Here is a 15,838-nt window from a genome sequence, read left to right as displayed (position 1 = left end):
ACAAATTAGTAAGCAAGGTGAAGAACATGACCAAAAAACACATTGACACACCGCAAGATGCCCTGTCGGCATTGGCCGATGGGCAGCTGCGCGGCGAGGCGTTTGCGCTGGCGGTCGAGCGCGTGGCGCAGCAGTCCGAAGCCCAGGCCACCTGGCACGCCTACCACGTGGTGGGCGATGTGTTGCGCTCCAACGACCTGGCTTTTTGTGCCGATGACCAGGGCTTTTTGGCCCGCTTCCAGAGCCGACTGGCTTTGGAGCCGGTTTTGGCTCCCACCGTTAATACTACTAATTTGATAGCTATAGCCGCATATGAATCAAGCGCTAAGGCCTTGGTTGATGCCCAAGATAAATCTGACGATGTTGCTGCCAATGCACCCAGCTTTGGTTGGAAGATGGTGGCAGGCGTAGCCTCTTTGTTGGCTGTTGTCGCTGTGGGCTGGAATGTTGCCGGTGGTTTGGGAGTCTTACCAATTGGCCAGCAACTGGCGCAAGTGACACCCGCCGCGCCTGTGCTGCAAGCTGTGGCGCAGGCCAATACCGCGGTCGCAGCCCCCCAGACCATGTTGCGCGATGCGCGCCTGGACGCGCTGATGGCGGCGCATAAACAGTTTGGTGGCACTTCGGCCTTGCAGATGCCTGCGGGCTTTATCAGCAATGCCACGTACGAGATTCCCGCCCGCTAAAGGGGCAGTACACCCGCAATATGTCCATGAAAACCCGCCAAGGATTGCTGCTGGCTGCACTTTGGGCGGCACTATGGCCGACTCTATTGCCTCTGGCCCATGCCGCCGCGCCGCCATTGCCCGCAGAGTCGGCTGCTGCCGTTTCCGCCGCCGAGCGCACGGTCAGCGAATGGCTGATGCGCATGCACGAGGCTTCAGGCAAGCGCGCCTACATCGGCACCTTTGTGGTGTCCTATGGCCCGGGCAGCATGTCGAGCGCGCGGATTTGGCATGTGTGCGATGGTGCGCAGCAGATGGAGCGGGTCGAATCCTTGACCGGTGCGCCGCGCTCCACCTTCCGCCACAACGACCAGGTCATCACTTTTTTGCCTGAAACCAAGGTGGCGGTGGCTGAAAAGCGCGAATCCCTGGGCCTGTTCCCTAATTTGTTGGAGGCGGGGGATTTCTCTATCCCCGCGTTTTATGCGGCCAAATTGGTCGGTAGTGACCGGGTTGCCGGTTTCGACGCCGATGTGGTGGTTCTCAAGCCCAAAGACAGCCTGCGCTACGGCTACCGCATCTGGAGCGAAAAGAAGAGCGGCCTGGTGGTCAAGCTGCAGACCCTGGATGTTGAGGGCCAGGTGCTGGAGCAGGCGGCCTTCTCGGAGCTGCAACTCGACGCGCCCGTGAAGATGGACAAACTGGGCCAAATGATGGCCAACACGGCGGGCTACAAGGTGGAGACGGCAGCGATGGTCAAAACCACGGCCTTGTCAGAGGGCTGGGTCTTGAAAAATGGTGTACCTGGCTTCAAACCTATGAGCTGCTTCCGCCGTTCGGTAGGTGGGTCTGCTGACAGCACGGTGCAGTGGATTTTCTCGGATGGCCTGGCCTCGGTGTCCTTGTTTGCCGAGGCCTACGAGCCCCAGCGCCATGTTCAAGAGGGTGCGATGGCTGTAGGCGCGACCCAATCACTCACCCGCCGTATGGGCGCATGGTGGTTGACGGCCGTGGGCGAGGCTCCACAAACCACCTTAAAGGTGTTTGTCCAAGGGCTCACGCGGGCGAAGTAGGGCTTTTCTTGTATTTTTTGTGAAGGGATGGACGATGCTCCAAGTCAGTTTGAAAAATATCCGTTCCGCTGCTGTGGTGTGCAGCATGGCTTTGGTGTCGGTGGCAAGCTTGCTACCGAGCGCACCGGTGTGGGCCCAAACCCGCACTTTGCCGGACTTCACCGATTTGGTGGAGCAGGTGGGGCCGTCGGTGGTCAATATCCGCACACTGGAAAAAGCCTCGGCCCACGCGGCGCAAGGCAATGGCATGGACGAAGACATGCTGGAATTCTTCAAGCGTTTCGGCGTGCCGATCCCTAATGCGCCGAACATGCCGCGCCAAACGCCGCGCCCGCAAAAGCCCCAGCAGCAGCCTGAAGAAGAGGTACCGCGCGGCGTGGGTTCTGGTTTCATCCTGAGCACCGATGGCTACATCATGACCAACGCCCATGTGGTCGAAGGTGCGGACGAGGTTGTGGTCACTTTGACCGACAAACGTGAGTTGAAGGCCAAGATCATCGGTTTTGACAAGCGCAGCGACGTGGCCCTGGTCAAGATCGACGCGACTGGTTTGCCCGCCGTCAAGCTGGGTGATGTAAGCCGCCTTAAAGTGGGCGAGTGGGTGATGGCGATTGGGTCGCCCTTTGGCCTGGACAACACTGTTACCGCGGGCATCGTCAGCGCCAAACAGCGCGATACGGGTGACTATTTGTCCTTTATCCAGACCGACGTGGCCATCAACCCCGGTAATTCCGGCGGGCCGCTCATCAATATGCGTGGTGAGGTGGTGGGTATCAACAGCCAGATCTATTCGCGCTCGGGCGGCTTCATGGGCATTTCATTTGCCATTCCCATCGACGAAGCTTCGCGTGTGAGCGACCAGTTGCGCGCCTCGGGCCGTGTTTCGCGTGGCCGTATTGGTGTGCAGATTGAAACCGTGTCCAAGGAAGTGGCGGAATCGGTCGGCCTGGGCAAGGCGCAGGGTGCGTTTGTGCGCGGTGTCGAAACCGGTTCACCGGCAGAGAAGGCCGGTGTGGAAGCCGGTGACATCATCACCAAATTCGACGGCAAGACGATCGAAAAATCTTCCGACCTGCCGCGCTTGGTGGGCAATACCAAGCCCGGCTCCAAGAGCAGCCTGACCGTGTTCCGCCGCGGGGCCACCAAGGAACTGACGGTGTCCATCATCGAGATTGAAGACGATAAACCCGTCAAAAAAGCTTCTGGCAAAGAAGATAAGCCCAAGGCCTCGTCTGCTGGGCAGCAACTGGGCCTGGTGGTGAGCGAGCTGACCGATACGCAAAAGAAAGAGCTCAAGCTCAAAGGAGGTGTCAAGGTCGATAGCGCCACTGAAGGTGCCGCCCGTGCCGGTGTCAAAGAGGGCGACGTGATCGTGGCGATTGCCAACGCCGAGGTCAACAGTGTCAAGGAGTTTGAGGCTGCTGTGGCCAAGATGGACAAAAACAAGCCCATCAACCTCCTGCTGCGCCGCGGGGAGTGGGCTCAATACGCATTGATCCGGCCTGTGAAGTAAGTGCGGTGGGCCCCCAAACCCCTAATCCGTACAGACTGCTGGGGTTTTGGAGCCCATATTCAAGGGAAATCCAGGGAAACCGCACTGCTATGCAAATTTCTTCTGGCCCTTAGAAATAGGTTGGAAGTTTGCGATCACTAACTTTAAAAAGGTCTAGTAACGATTTTGGATAGAATCAGCGGTCTGCTTGGTAGGTTTTGGACATATCAAAAATGCTGGAAACCACGATGCGGGAAGCCTCCCCATGGTGCGCAGGTGGTCCACAAACCACCCACAAGTTGTCCAGAAACCTATCCACCGCCCTGTGAATACATTGTGCATAAGATCTATGTTGTGGCGCTGCAACGCATGACCTGCCCGGTTGTCCGGACTTTGCAAGCCAGGCTTTTTGCCTACAATAAAGCTCCAGCTATCGCAGTTGCCAAAGATTGTTGGTTCAGGGCGCGTTCGTTTTCGACGCGCCCTTTTTTCGTTTACTCCCCATGATTTGCATGGACCTGGGGCTCAGTGCAGCCAGGGCCGCGCAAGTGATTTCACTTTAAGTAAAGCTTTTCGTTGATGAAAAACATCAGAAATTTCTCAATCATCGCGCACATCGACCATGGCAAATCAACGCTGGCAGACCGCTTGATCCAACGCTGTGGCGGTCTGGCCGAACGCGAAATGGAAGCCCAGGTGCTGGATTCGATGGACATCGAAAAAGAGCGCGGCATCACGATCAAGGCGCAAACCGCGGCCCTGCACTACAAGGCCAAGGATGGGCAGATCTACAACCTGAATCTGATCGACACCCCCGGCCACGTGGACTTTTCCTACGAGGTCAGCCGCTCGCTGTCGGCCTGCGAAGGTGCGTTGCTGGTGGTGGATGCCAGCCAGGGCGTGGAAGCCCAAACCGTGGCCAATTGCTACACCGCGCTGGAGCTGGGTGTGGAAGTGGTGCCGGTGTTGAACAAGATTGATCTGCCCAACGCCGACCTGGACAACGCCAAGCTGGAAATCGAAGACGTGATTGGCATCGATGCCACGGATGCGATTGCGTGCTCGGCCAAAACCGGCGTCGGCATCGACGAAATTCTGGAAGCCATCGTGGCCAAGGTGCCTTCACCCAAGGGCGACCCCAATGCTCCTTTGCGCGCCATGATCATCGACAGCTGGTTCGATGCCTATGTGGGCGTGGTGATGCTGGTGCGGGTGGTCGATGGCCGCCTGGCCAAGGGCGAGCGCATCCGTATGATGGCTTCGGCCGCTTGCTACAACGCCGACAATCTGGGCGTGTTTACACCCGGTACCGAGGTGCGCCAGTCGCTGGAGGCGGGCGAGGTGGGCTTCATCATCGCGGGCATCAAGGAATTGCAGGCGGCCAAGGTGGGCGATACCGTCACGCTGGACAAAAAGCTGCCCAACAACGCTGGCCCGGCCGAAGAGGCCTTGCCCGGTTTCAAGGAAATCCAGCCCCAGGTGTTTGCCGGGCTGTACCCCACCGAAGCCAGCGAATACGAGTCGCTGCGCGATGCGCTCGAAAAGCTCAAGCTTAACGATGCCTCGCTGCACTACGAGCCCGAGGTATCGCAGGCGTTGGGCTTTGGCTTCCGCTGCGGCTTTTTGGGCCTGCTGCACATGGAAATTGTGCAAGAGCGCCTGGAGCGCGAATTTGACCAGGATCTGATCACTACGGCGCCCAGCGTGGTCTACCAGGTGGCGCGCTCGGACGGCACCATCACCATGGTCGAAAACCCTTCCAAGTTGCCGGATTCCAGCCGCATGGAGGAAATCCGCGAACCCATCGTCACCGTGCACCTGTACATGCCGCAAGAGTACGTGGGCGTGGTGATGACGCTGGCCAACCAGAAGCGCGGCGTGCAGATGAACATGGCCTACAAGGGCCGCCAGGTGGTGCTGACCTACGAGATGCCGCTGGCCGAGATCGTGCTGGACTTTTTTGACAAGCTCAAATCGGTGAGCCGGGGCTATGCCTCGATGGACTACGAGTTCAAGGAGTACCGCGCGGCCGATGTGGTGAAGGTGGACATTTTGCTTAACAGCGAAAAGGTCGATGCCTTGTCGATCATCGTGCACCGCAGCCAGTCGCAGTACCGCGGCCGGGCCGTGGTGGCCAAGATGCGCGAGATCATTTCGCGCCAGCAGTTCGACGTGGCCATCCAGGCGGCCATTGGTTCGGGCATTATTGCCCGTGAGACAATCAAAGCGCTGCGGAAAAACGTCATTGCCAAGTGCTATGGCGGCGACATTTCCCGCAAGCGCAAGCTGCTTGACAAGCAAAAACAAGGTAAAAAACGCATGAAGCAAATCGGCTCGGTAGAAGTGCCGCAAGAGGCTTTTCTGGCAATTCTGCAGGTGGAAGATTGATGCAAGTTCTAACGGCGATGATTCTGGCGGCTTTTGTCGCCTACGGTGGGGCCTGGTACATGGGCATGCTGGAGGGCAACTTTGCCTTGCTGCTGTTTCTGGCGACTTTGGTGACGGGTTTGTATTGGCTGGCGGAGAAGTTTTACTTCTTTCCCCGTCGCCAGCAGGCGGTGCTGCGGCTGGAGGCCGCTTCGGCTCAACGCCTGGCCGAACTGCAAAAAATGGGTATCACGCAGGTAGACCAGGTCGTGCCCGATGCCAACGCCCGTTTGCTGATGCAGCCCTGGTGGCTGGATTGGACCGCCGGCTTGTTCCCGGTGATTTTGGCGGTGTTTTTGTTGCGCTCATTTTTGTTTGAGCCGTTCAAAATCCCCTCGGGTTCTATGATCCCCACTCTCTTGGTGGGCGACCTGATTTTGGTGAACAAATTCCACTACGGCGTGCGTTTGCCGGTGCTCAACACCAAGATCACCGACGGCACCGCCCCCCAGCGTGGCGACGTGATGGTGTTCCGCTACCCGCCGAAACCCAGCCTGGACTACATCAAGCGGGTGGTGGGCGTGCCGGGTGACGAAGTGGCCTACATCAACAAGCGGCTGACCATCAACGGCAAAGTGCTGGATACCAAGGCGATTCCAGACTTCTTCGACGAAGACCAGATGCGCTACTTCAAGCAATTTGAAGAAATCCTGGGCGACAAGCCGCACCGCCTGCTCAACGACGAGAGCCGCCCCGCCTTTGTGCAGGGGGCCGATGACTTTGCGTTTCGGCAAAACTGCCAGTACAGCGTCGAAGGCGTGGTCTGCAAAGTCCCCGAAGGCCAGTATTTCATGATGGGCGACAACCGCGACAACTCGCTGGATTCGCGCTACTGGGGCTTTGTGCCTGACAAAAACATCGTCGGAAAGGCCTTCTTTGTGTGGATGAATTTTGGCAACATCAAACGCATCGGCGCGTTCCACTAGGTTTAAAAGGGTAAGTTATGCAATATGCATTGAAATCCAAACAGCGCGGCCTGTCTTTCATCGGTGTCGTTTTCTTTGGCGTGGTGATCTTCTCGGTGTTTGTGGTGGGTGCCAAGCTGGTGCCGACCGTGATTGAGCACCAGGCAATTCTGAAAGCCCTGGAAAAATCCAAGGCTGGTAACACCGTACCCGAAGTGCGCACTATTTTTGACAAAGCCGCCACCATCGACGATATCTCGTCCGTATCTGGCAAGGATTTGGAAGTGACCAAGAACGGCGACAAGGTTGTGGTGTCCGTCGCCTACAACAAAGAAATTGAGTTGGTAGGCCCTGCGTATCTGCTCATCAAGTACCGCGGAACCAGCAAATAGCGTGAACGATGGCCTTCTAGCGCTGCAGCAACGGTTGCAGCATGTCTTTTCCGATAGCAAATTGCTGGTGCGTGCCACCACCCACCGCAGCTTTTCTGCCGACCACAACGAGCGGCTCGAATTTTTGGGCGACTCGGTCCTGAACCTGTCGGTGGCCGGCCTGCTCTACACCCGCCTCAAAGACCTGCCCGAGGGCGATCTGTCCCGCGTTCGGGCCAACATGGTCAAGCAAGACACCTTGCACCAACTGGCCGTGGTGCTGGATTTGCCCAGCGTGCTGCGCCTGGGCGAGGGCGAGGCCCGCTCCGGCGGCCAAAAACGCCCGTCCATCCTGGCCGATGCCCTGGAAGCCGTGATTGGCGCGGTATACCTGGATGCGGGCTATGTGGCCGCCGAGGCGCTGGTGCACCGCTTGTTCAAAGAGGTGGAAATCAACCCCCAGATGCAGGCGATCGGCAAAGACCCGAAAACCGAGTTGCAGGAGTGGCTGCAGGGCCGCAAAATGAAAGTACCCGCCTACCGCGTGGTCAGCACCTTGGGGGCTGCCCACCGGCAAACCTTCGATGTGGAATGTGAAATTGTTGAACTCGGCTTGGCCGAGCGCGGCATTGGCGGCTCGCGCCGCGCTGGTGAACAGGCTGCGGCGGCTGCCATGCTGGTCAAACTTCAATCCAAAGCCGTCGCCGTGAAAGCCTCCAAATGACTGCAAGCCAACACCCCGAATCCCTTCCCGATTCCGTTCCCGAATCCGCCGACACCCCGGAAGATGCTCTGTCCTCACTGGAAGGCATGCTGGCCGGGCTGAAACGCGTGGCTCCCGGTGGCGACACCACGGGCCAGCGCTGCGGCCTGGTGGCCATCGTCGGCAAGCCCAACGTAGGCAAGTCCACTCTGCTCAACGCCGTGGTAGGCCAAAAGATCAGCATTACCTCGCGCAAGGCGCAAACCACGCGCCACCGCATCACCGGCATCCGCACCCGCGAAAACACCCAGTTCGTATTTGTGGACACCCCCGGTTTCCAGACCCACCACAACAACGCCCTGAACCGCTCGCTGAACAAGACCGTGCTGGGTGCGGTGGGCGATGTGGACCTGATTCTGTTTGTGGTGGAAGCCGGTAGCTTCACCCTGGCCGATGCCAAGGTGCTTTCGCTGCTCAAGCAAGACATCCCCGTGCTGCTGATTGCCAACAAGCTGGACAACGTGCACCGCCGGGCCGAGATTGCGCCCTGGCTGCAATCCATGCAAGAACGCCACAAATTTGCTGAATTTGTGCCCATGTCGGCCAAGAACGCCAAGGACATCGAGCGCCTGTTCGCCATCTGCGCCAAGTACCTGCCCGAGCAGGGCTGGTGGTACGCCGAAGACGAGCTTACCGACCGCAGCGAGAAGTTCCAGGCGGCAGAGACGGTGCGCGAAAAGTTGTTCCGCCTGACCGGCGACGAGCTGCCTTACACCTCCACCGTCATCATCGACAAGTTTGAAGAAGAGCCGCCCGCCCGCAAAGGCCAGAAGCGTCTGCTGAAAATCGCCGCCACCATCGTGGTCGAGCGCGATGGCCACAAAGCCATGGTGATCGGCGACAAGGGCGAGCGCATCAAGCGCATCGGCATGGAAACCCGCGTCGAACTGGAAAAGCTCATGGATGCCAAGGTGTTCATTGAGGTCTGGGTCAAGGTCCGCTCCGGTTGGGCGGACGATGAAGCCCGCGTGCGCTCTTTCGGCTACGGAGACTGACCAAGAGCACCCTCAGGCTACCGACAGGCCTAGGCGTGAATTTTTGTCTACCATGGCCACCAAACGCACGCTTGATGAACCGGCTTATGTGCTGCACCGCTACGACTGGAGTGAGTCCAGCCTGATCCTGGAGGTGTTTACCCGCCACCAGGGCCGCATGGCCATCGTGGCCAAGGGCGTGAAAAAGCCCACCTCCAACTTCCGCCCCATCCTGCTGCCCTTGCAGCCCCTGCGGCTGTCGTTTGGCGGGGATGCCGAGATCCGCACCCTCAAGGCGGCAGAGTGGGTGGGCGGCCATGTGATGCCGACCGGCGACGCGCTGCTGTCGGGCTACTACCTCAACGAATTGCTGATGCGCCTGTTGGCCCGCGACGACCCGCACGCCGTGCTGTTCGATGCCTACGTCATCGCGGTGCAAGTACTGGCCTCTGAACATGGTGAGGCCTTGCAACCCGCGTTGAGGGCGTTCGAGCTGCTGCTGCTGCGCGAAATCGGTCTACTGCCCTCGCTGGACGCGCAAACCATGACGCTGGAACCGCTGGACCCCGCAGGCCGCTACAGCCTGGTGGCCGAGGGTGGCCTACGCCAAAGCCAGGCGGACGACCGCGCCAGCCTCAGCGGCGCGCAGTGGTTGGCGCTGCAGCAATCGCTGCAGCCCGGCACACCGTTTACCGCTACGTTGCGCGCCTGCGCCGAGGTGCTCAATGGCCTGAAGCCCCAATTGCGGGCGGTGCTGCACTACCATTGCGGCATGGCAACGCTGCATACTCGGCAATTGATGATGGACCTCCAAGCCCTATGAGTAATTCTTTTGCGCGCACCGCGCTTTCCGTCAACGTCAACAAGGTGGCCCTGGTGCGCAACACCCGCCACCTGGGCATCCCCAGCGTTGCCCGCGCGGCCACGCTGTGCCTGCAGGCGGGGGCGCAGGGCATTACGGTGCACCCCCGGCCCGATGCGCGGCATATCCGAGCGGAAGATGTGACCGAGCTGTCAGCGCTGCTTAAAGCCTGGCCCGGCCGCGAATTCAACATTGAAGGCAATCCGTTCCAGAACCTGATGGACTTCGTTCGCCAGTGCCGCCCCCAGCAGTGCACCTTTGTGCCCGATGGCGAAGACCAGTTCACCAGCGACCACGGCTGGAACCTGGCGCAAGACGGCGAGCGCCTGCGCCCGTTGATTGCCGAGGCGCAAAGCCTTGGTGTGCGCGTCAGCCTGTTCATGGACCCGGTGCCCGCGTCCATGGCGCTGGCCAAAGCCGTGGGGGCCGACCGCGTCGAGCTGTACACCGAAACCTTTGCCCGCGCCTTTGGTCAGCCGAATTTTCAAGAGGTTGTCGGGCAGTTTGTGCAGACAGGACGGGCGGCAGCAGCTATTAATCTAGGAGTAAACGCCGGCCACGACCTGAACCGCGACAACCTCACCACCTTCCTGCACGGCTGCCCCATGGTGCAAGAAGTGTCCATCGGCCACGCCCTGGTGGCCGACGCGCTCGAACTCGGTTACGCCGCCACCGTGCAAGACTACCTGCGCTGCATTGACGCAGCCTTCAGCCCGGGGGCTTGAGGTGATTTACGGCATCGGCACCGACATCTGCGACGTGCGCCGCATCCGGGCCAGCCTGGGGCGGCACGGCGACCGGTTTGCCGAAAAGGTGCTCAGCGATGCCGAGCTGGCGGTCTGGCGCCGCCGCAGTGAACGCAACGTCGAGCGCGGTGTGCGCTATCTGGCCACCCGTTTCAGCGCCAAGGAATCCTTCAGCAAAGCCATCGGCATGGGTATGCGCATGCCCATGACCTGGCGGCTGTGCGAGATCGGCAACCTGCCCAGCGGCCAGCCGGTGATCGTGCTGCACGGCGTGCTGAAAACCTGGTTCGAGGAGCGCCAGCTGAGCGCGCATGTGACCGTGACCGATGAGACGGACTACGCTGCGAGTTTTGTGGTGGTGGAACAGGCTTCCGCCTGAGAGTAATTGGTTATCGATTTGCTATAGTGTTGATAGCTACTAGCGTAAGCTCTACCTGCGCTAGAGCCCTATTTTTTATAAATTATTGCCATGTCCCAACACGCACCCCTCATTATTGATATTGCCGGCACCAGCCTGACCAAGGCCGACCGCCAGCGCCTTAAGCACCCGCTGGTCGGCGGCCTGATTCTGTTTGCCCGCAACTGGCAAGACCGGGCGCAACTCACCGCCCTGTGCCGCGCCATCAAAAAAGCCCGCCCCGACGTGCTGATCTGCGTGGACCACGAGGGGGGCAGGGTGCAGCGCTTCAAGACCGACGGCTTCACCCACCTGCCGCCCATGCATGTGCTGGGCGAGCTGTGGATGCGCGATGCCTTGCAAGCCACCAACATCGCCACCGCCTGCGGCTACGTGCTGGCCTCCGAGCTGCGCGCCTGTGGTGTCGATTTCAGCTTCACGCCCGTGCTGGACCTGGATTTCGGGGACAGCAGCGTGATTGGCAACCGCGCCTTCCACCGCGATCAGCGCGTGGTCAGCATGCTGGCCAAGAGCCTGATGCACGGCTTGCTGCAGGCCGGTATGGGTAACTGCGGTAAGCATTTCCCTGGCCATGGCTTTGTTACCGCCGACTCGCACACCGCCATTCCGGTGGACAAGCGCAGCCTGAAAGCCATCCTGGCGGACGATGCCGCGCCCTACGGCTGGCTCAATACGTCCCTTACCAGCGTGATGCCCGCCCACGTGGTCTACCCTAAGGTGGACAAGCGCCCGGCGGGGTTTTCCGCCAAGTGGCTGCAAGAGATTCTGCGGGGCAAGCTAGATTTCCAGGGGGCGATTTTCAGCGACGACCTGAGCATGGCAGGGGCACGCCAGATCGACGGCCAAGACGTGACCTACACCGAGGCCGCCGTCGTCGCGCTGCAAGCCGGTTGCGACCTGGTGCTGCTGTGCAATCAGAGCCTGGGCGATGGCCAGGAGGTCGATGCCTTGCTTGGAGGTTTGGCCGAAGCCCAACTCAAGGGCCAGTGGCACCCCGACGAGGCCAGCGAAGCCCGCCGCCAGGCCCTGTTGCCCGTGGGCCCCGCGCCCGAATGGGATGCTTTGATGGTCCAGCCCGCCTACATGCAGGCGCTGTGGCTGGTACCCTGACGATTGCTGCGGTTTTTGTAGCTGCTAACGCTTAATGAATAAGCGCTAACAGCCTAAAAAGTATATAAATTACTCTTTTCGGAGTGCTGGGAACAGGATCACATCCCGGATGCTGGCGCTGTCGGTTAGCAGCATCATCAGGCGGTCGATGCCGATGCCGCAGCCGCCGGTGGGGGGCATGCCGTATTCCAGGGCGCGCACGAAGTCGTGGTCGAAGTGCATGGCTTCGTCGTCGCCGCTGTCCTTGGCATTCACCTGGGCCTGGAAGCGGGCGGCCTGGTCTTCGGCATCGTTCAATTCGCTGAAGCCATTGCCGAACTCGCGGCCGGTGATGTAGAGCTCGAAGCGCTCGGTGACCTCGGGGCGGTCGTCGTTGGCGCGGGCCAGGGGCGAGATTTCGGTGGGGTGCTCCATGATGAAGGTGGGCTGCCAGAGCTTGTCTTCCACGGTTTCCTCAAAGTACAGCACCTGCAGGCTGGCCAGGGTGCGGCCGGCGAGCTTGTTCTTGGCCTCGGTCAGGCCGAGCTTTTTCATCGCATTGGTCAGCCATACGGGGTCGAACACGTTGTCACCGGCTTCGGTGTACTTCTGGATGGCTTCCACAATCGTCAGGCGCTCGAAGGGTTGGCTCAGATCGACCGGCTTGCCCGCGTAGGTCAGCTGCAGCGAACCGGTAGCGCGCTGGGCGGCATCGCGGATAAGCTTTTCGGTGTAGTCCATCAGGTCCTGGTAGTTCCAGTAGGCCGCGTAGAACTCCATCATGGTGAACTCGGGGTTGTGGCGCACCGAGATACCTTCGTTGCGGTAGCTGCGGTTGATCTCGAACACGCGCTCGAAGCCGCCGACGATCAGGCGCTTCAGGTACAGCTCGGGCGCAATGCGCAGAAACATCTCCTGGTCCAGCGCGTTGTGGTGCGTCTTGAACGGCTTGGCATTGGCACCGCCGGGAATGGGGTGAAGCATGGGTGTTTCGACTTCCAGGAAGTCGTGGGCCACCATGAATTCGCGCAGGGCGCTGACGGCCTTGCTGCGTGCCATGAAGCGCTGGCGGGCCTCTACGTCGGTCATCAGGTCAACGTAGCGCTGGCGGTACTTGGTTTCCTGGTCGGCCATGCCGTGGAACTTGTCGGGCATGGGGCGCAGGCTCTTGGTGAGCAGGCGGATGCTGGTGGCATGCAGCGAGAGTTCGCCGGTGCGGGTTTTGAACACCGTGCCCTCGGCCGCCACGATGTCGCCCAGGTCCCAGTGCTTGAAGCTGGCGTACAGCTCGGCACCCACGTCTTCGCCCTTGATGTAAATCTGGATGCGGCCGCCGGTGTCGCCAAACGACGCGTCTTGCAGCGTGCAAAAGCTGGCCTTGCCCATCACGCGCTTGAGCATCATGCGGCCCGCGACCTTGGCCGTCGCGCCCAGGGCGGTGAGCTCTTCGGTGGACTGGCCGTTGAAGCGCTCAAACAGGCTGGCGGCGTGGTCGGAGGGTTTGAAATCGTTGGGAAACGCGACACCCTTGCCCTCGGCTTGCTGCTGGCGGATGGCTTTGAGCTTTTCGCGGCGCTCCAGAATCAGCTGGTTTTCGTCTTGGACGGGTGCGGGGGGTAGGGTGTTTTCAGACATGGAGGCGTTTTGCAATAGTGTGTAGGACTTACGCGGCACCCCTGATGCCCTCTGGGCAGACAGGGGTGTCGCGTAAGTCCTGTGGGGAAAAGGCGGATTGCGCCTAACCCACCATTCTAAAACGCCGTCAGTGCCCGTCAGTGCCCGTCAGTGGCCGTTAGTGCGTAATGCCGTCGCGGCGCAGTACCTTGAAGAAGGTCATCACCAGAATCCGAAAATCCAGCCCCAAGGAGCGGTGTTGCAGGTAGTAGGCATCTAGCGCCACCTTGGCCGGAATCGGCAATTCGTCGCGCCCGTGGATCTGCGCCCAGCCTGTCAGGCCTGGCACAAGTGCGTGCACACCCTGGGCCGTGCGCAGGGCCACCAGGTCGTGCTGGTTGAACAGCGCAGGCCGCGGCCCCACAAAGCCCATGTCGCCTTTCAGAATGCTCCACAGCTGGGGCAGCTCGTCCAGGCTGCTTTTGCGCAGAAAGTTGCCGATGGGGGTCAGGTAATTCGCAGGATTTGCTAGTAAATGTGTAGCTACTGCCGGTGTACCTGCCTGCATAGAGCGGAACTTTGGCATAGAGAAAATGCTATTATTTTTGCCAACACGGTCCGACCAGTACAGCACCGGGCCTGGCGAAGTCAACCGTACCGCCAAAGCAACGACAAGCAAAGGCAGCGCCAGTAAAAGCAGGGCCAGCATTGCCAGCAGCAAATCGACAAGCCGCTTCATCGCCGGTATGCCAACAGGGCCCTGCGCAGACCTTCATTGACCGTGACAGGTGGGGTCCAGCCCAGCAGTGTGCGGGCTTTGCGGCTATCGACTTGCAAGTTGCCGCACAAGCGTTGCGCTGCCGCGCGTTGGCCCAGCAGTGTGGCTGCGGCCGTCAACATCCAGCTGGGGGCTGGAAGCAAATAGGCTGGGCGGTCCATGGCGCGGGCGATACGTTGGATCAAGGCGGTGGTGGACAAATCTTCGCCATCACTGGCCACAAATGTCTGGTGGGCGGCTGCAGGATGGGTGAGACAGGTGGTGATGAGATCTACCAGGTTGTCTACCGCGAGCAAGCTTCGTTGGTTATCAATGCTGCCCAGTGGCAGCGGTATGCCACGCGCGACAGCCCGTGCTAATGCAGCGAAATTGGCCCCTACACCATGGCCGTAGACCAGGGGAGGCCGCAGAATGGTGAGCTGCAGGCCGCTGGCCTGGGCTACGTTGCTCAAGCCTTTTTCGGTTTCCAGTTTGCTCATGCTGTAACCGTCTAGGGGGGCGCAGGGACTGCTCTCATTGAACGCATGGTGGGCGGATGTGGCTTCGCCGTTGACTTTGATGGAGCTGATGAACACCAGCCGTTGTACGCCCGCTTGCGCGGCCATTTGCGCCAATCTTATGCTGCCAGCGACGTTGACTTGTCTAAATGCCTGTAGAGGGTCATTGGCGTGCTCGTGCATTACATGGACGCGTGCTGCCAAGTGGACCACTGCATCCATACCTGCCAAGGCGGCTTGCCAATCGGTGTGTGCATCCAAGTCTCCTACCAGTATGTGTTCGATTCCAGGGGGAAATCTCTGCACCGTAGACGACCGTGCAGCGGCACGCACGCTGAATTGAGGCAGCGTTTGCAAATGCATGAGTAGTGCGCGCCCTACAAAGCCAGTGGCGCCAGTAACCAGTACTTTCACGGACGAACATACTCCCATAACTTGAACGGATATTTCGACAAAATCTTGAACCAGTTGGTGGCAATGCCGTTATCTCGGCAGGCACGAATGACTTCACGGTTCAGCAGCAACGTACTGCGCCAGCCTTGCGTGCTGATGCCGCCCGTTTGCATGTGCACCAACACTTCGGGTAGATGCCTATAGCGTAGCGTTTTGTTTTGAAAAGCCCGTGCAACCCATTCAAAATCGCCTGCGATGCGGAAGTGTATTTGGAAGAGCCCAGTACTTTCGAACACGCTGCGTCGCACAAACAGGGCTGGGTGGGCAGGCATCCAGCCCCAACTGATGCGGCTGGGCCGGAAGCGGTCGGAGCGGTAGCGTCGGATGGGCTGGTTCGGCTTGGCTGGGTGGAAGAATGCCACGTCTCCGAAAACCATATCGACCGAGGTATCGCCAAACACCTGGGCGATCTGGGCCAAAACTCTGGGATGGGCATAGTGGTCGTCCGCATTCAGAAAGCCGATGATGTCGCCGGTGGCGGCGGCAATGCCTTTGTTCATGGCATCGTAGATGCCGCGGTCGGGCTCGGACATGCTATGGCTGACACGCGTTCCGTGCGCACGCACGGCATCTATTGTGTTGTCGCTGGAGCCGCCATCCACAATGATGTGGTCGATCTCGGCATGGCTTTGTGCGGCGATCGAATGCAGGGTTTCAACGATGGTGGCACCACTATTGAAGGCGACAGTGATGATGCTGAATTTCATATGC

The 15,838-nt window shown here is 59.8% G+C and carries 16 protein-coding genes; 12 read left to right on the top strand and 4 right to left on the bottom strand.

Features of this window, described 5'->3' with window-relative positions; translation table 11 throughout:
- Positions 1–26: 26 nt before the first annotated feature.
- The 12 genes from AC097L_RS11490 to nagZ all read left to right on the top strand — a co-directional run bounded on the left by AC097L_RS11490 (position 27) and on the right by nagZ (position 11,806).
- A complete protein-coding gene (locus tag AC097L_RS11490) occupies positions 27–686 on the top strand; it encodes a sigma-E factor negative regulatory protein (RefSeq protein WP_479586500.1) in 660 nt (219 codons plus the stop codon).
- A gap of 26 nt (positions 687–712) precedes the next feature.
- Positions 713–1,738, top strand: a complete 1,026-nt coding sequence (locus AC097L_RS11485) for a MucB/RseB C-terminal domain-containing protein (protein WP_479586499.1) — start codon at positions 713–715, stop codon at positions 1,736–1,738.
- Between the two features lie 85 nt (positions 1,739–1,823).
- Positions 1,824–3,251 carry a DegQ family serine endoprotease gene (locus AC097L_RS11480; RefSeq protein WP_479586715.1) on the top strand — a complete coding sequence of 476 codons (1,428 nt, stop codon included), beginning with the start codon at positions 1,824–1,826 and terminating at the stop codon, positions 3,249–3,251.
- 558 nt (positions 3,252–3,809) lie between these two features.
- On the top strand, positions 3,810–5,618 hold the full coding sequence (gene lepA, locus AC097L_RS11475) for a translation elongation factor 4 (protein WP_479586498.1): 1,809 nt from the start codon (positions 3,810–3,812) through the stop codon (positions 5,616–5,618).
- Complete coding sequence (lepB, locus tag AC097L_RS11470; RefSeq protein WP_479586497.1) at positions 5,618–6,583, top strand: signal peptidase I; 966 nt, start codon at positions 5,618–5,620, stop codon at positions 6,581–6,583. The genes lepA and lepB overlap by 1 nt, the downstream gene beginning before the upstream one ends.
- Positions 6,584–6,600: 17 nt before the next feature.
- Positions 6,601–6,954: a DUF4845 domain-containing protein gene (locus AC097L_RS11465; protein WP_479586496.1), complete on the top strand. Its 354-nt coding sequence runs from the start codon at positions 6,601–6,603 to the stop codon at positions 6,952–6,954.
- A gap of 1 nt (position 6,955) precedes the next feature.
- The gene (rnc, locus tag AC097L_RS11460) at positions 6,956–7,657 is read left to right on the top strand and encodes a ribonuclease III (RefSeq protein WP_479586495.1); all 702 of its coding nucleotides are present in this window, start codon (positions 6,956–6,958) and stop codon (positions 7,655–7,657) included.
- Positions 7,658–7,743: 86 nt separating this feature from the next.
- Positions 7,744–8,691, top strand: coding sequence for a GTPase Era (gene era / locus AC097L_RS11455; RefSeq protein ID WP_479586714.1), 948 nt, complete (start codon positions 7,744–7,746; stop codon positions 8,689–8,691).
- A 52-nt stretch (positions 8,692–8,743) separates the two neighbouring features.
- Positions 8,744–9,493 (top strand): DNA repair protein RecO, encoded by a 750-nt coding sequence (gene recO, locus AC097L_RS11450; protein WP_479586494.1) that lies wholly within the window; start codon positions 8,744–8,746, stop codon positions 9,491–9,493.
- Positions 9,490–10,257, top strand: coding sequence for a pyridoxine 5'-phosphate synthase (locus AC097L_RS11445; protein ID WP_479586493.1), 768 nt, complete (start codon positions 9,490–9,492; stop codon positions 10,255–10,257). Before recO ends, AC097L_RS11445 begins: the two co-directional genes overlap by 4 nt.
- Position 10,258: 1 nt before the next feature.
- Entirely contained in the window at positions 10,259–10,657 is a 399-nt protein-coding gene (acpS, locus tag AC097L_RS11440; RefSeq protein WP_295955475.1) for a holo-ACP synthase, read from the top strand.
- Positions 10,658–10,747: 90 nt separating this feature from the next.
- The gene (gene nagZ / locus AC097L_RS11435; protein ID WP_479586492.1) at positions 10,748–11,806 is read left to right on the top strand and encodes a beta-N-acetylhexosaminidase; all 1,059 of its coding nucleotides are present in this window, start codon (positions 10,748–10,750) and stop codon (positions 11,804–11,806) included.
- Between the two features lie 69 nt (positions 11,807–11,875).
- Here nagZ and lysS read toward each other — a convergent pair whose 3' ends face one another.
- The 4 genes from lysS to AC097L_RS11415 form a co-directional block, all read right to left on the bottom strand.
- The gene (lysS, locus tag AC097L_RS11430) at positions 11,876–13,420 is read right to left on the bottom strand and encodes a lysine--tRNA ligase (RefSeq protein ID WP_479586491.1); all 1,545 of its coding nucleotides are present in this window, start codon (positions 13,418–13,420) and stop codon (positions 11,876–11,878) included.
- A gap of 157 nt (positions 13,421–13,577) precedes the next feature.
- Positions 13,578–14,138, bottom strand: a complete 561-nt coding sequence (locus AC097L_RS11425) for a sugar transferase (RefSeq protein WP_479586490.1) — start codon at positions 14,136–14,138, stop codon at positions 13,578–13,580.
- Positions 14,135–15,106: a UDP-glucose 4-epimerase family protein gene (locus AC097L_RS11420; RefSeq protein WP_479586489.1), complete on the bottom strand. Its 972-nt coding sequence runs from the start codon at positions 15,104–15,106 to the stop codon at positions 14,135–14,137. The genes AC097L_RS11425 and AC097L_RS11420 overlap by 4 nt, the downstream gene beginning before the upstream one ends.
- Positions 15,085–15,834 carry a glycosyltransferase family 2 protein gene (locus tag AC097L_RS11415; RefSeq protein WP_479586488.1) on the bottom strand — a complete coding sequence of 250 codons (750 nt, stop codon included), beginning with the start codon at positions 15,832–15,834 and terminating at the stop codon, positions 15,085–15,087. Before AC097L_RS11415 ends, AC097L_RS11420 begins: the two co-directional genes overlap by 22 nt.
- Between the last annotated feature and the right edge of the window lie 4 nt (positions 15,835–15,838).

The sequence above is a fragment of the Rhodoferax sp. RT5P35 genome (genome assembly GCF_056521385.1).
The sequence above is the reverse complement of the archived record's forward strand: the minus strand, read 5'-3'. Positions and strand labels throughout refer to the sequence as shown.

Excerpts from the sequence above, each read along its gene's own strand:
- AC097L_RS11485 (WP_479586499.1), top strand. The coding sequence starts at position 713 with ATGAAAACCCGCCAAGGATTGCTGCTGGCTGCACTTTGGGCGGCACTA.
- era (WP_479586714.1), top strand. The coding sequence starts at position 7,744 with ATGCTGGCCGGGCTGAAACGCGTGGCTCCCGGTGGCGACACCACGGGC.
- AC097L_RS11445 (WP_479586493.1), top strand. The coding sequence starts at position 9,490 with ATGAGTAATTCTTTTGCGCGCACCGCGCTTTCCGTCAACGTCAACAAG.
- lepB (WP_479586497.1), top strand. The coding sequence starts at position 5,618 with ATGCAAGTTCTAACGGCGATGATTCTGGCGGCTTTTGTCGCCTACGGT.
- lysS (WP_479586491.1), bottom strand. The coding sequence starts at position 13,420 with ATGTCTGAAAACACCCTACCCCCCGCACCCGTCCAAGACGAAAACCAG.
- lepA (WP_479586498.1), top strand. The coding sequence starts at position 3,810 with ATGAAAAACATCAGAAATTTCTCAATCATCGCGCACATCGACCATGGC.
- nagZ (WP_479586492.1), top strand. The coding sequence starts at position 10,748 with ATGTCCCAACACGCACCCCTCATTATTGATATTGCCGGCACCAGCCTG.
- AC097L_RS11415 (WP_479586488.1), bottom strand. The coding sequence starts at position 15,834 with ATGAAATTCAGCATCATCACTGTCGCCTTCAATAGTGGTGCCACCATC.
- AC097L_RS11480 (WP_479586715.1), top strand. The coding sequence starts at position 1,824 with ATGGCTTTGGTGTCGGTGGCAAGCTTGCTACCGAGCGCACCGGTGTGG.
- AC097L_RS11490 (WP_479586500.1), top strand. The coding sequence starts at position 27 with ATGACCAAAAAACACATTGACACACCGCAAGATGCCCTGTCGGCATTG.
- AC097L_RS11425 (WP_479586490.1), bottom strand. The coding sequence starts at position 14,138 with ATGAAGCGGCTTGTCGATTTGCTGCTGGCAATGCTGGCCCTGCTTTTA.
- AC097L_RS11420 (WP_479586489.1), bottom strand. The coding sequence starts at position 15,106 with ATGGGAGTATGTTCGTCCGTGAAAGTACTGGTTACTGGCGCCACTGGC.
- recO (WP_479586494.1), top strand. The coding sequence starts at position 8,744 with ATGGCCACCAAACGCACGCTTGATGAACCGGCTTATGTGCTGCACCGC.
- AC097L_RS11465 (WP_479586496.1), top strand. The coding sequence starts at position 6,601 with ATGCAATATGCATTGAAATCCAAACAGCGCGGCCTGTCTTTCATCGGT.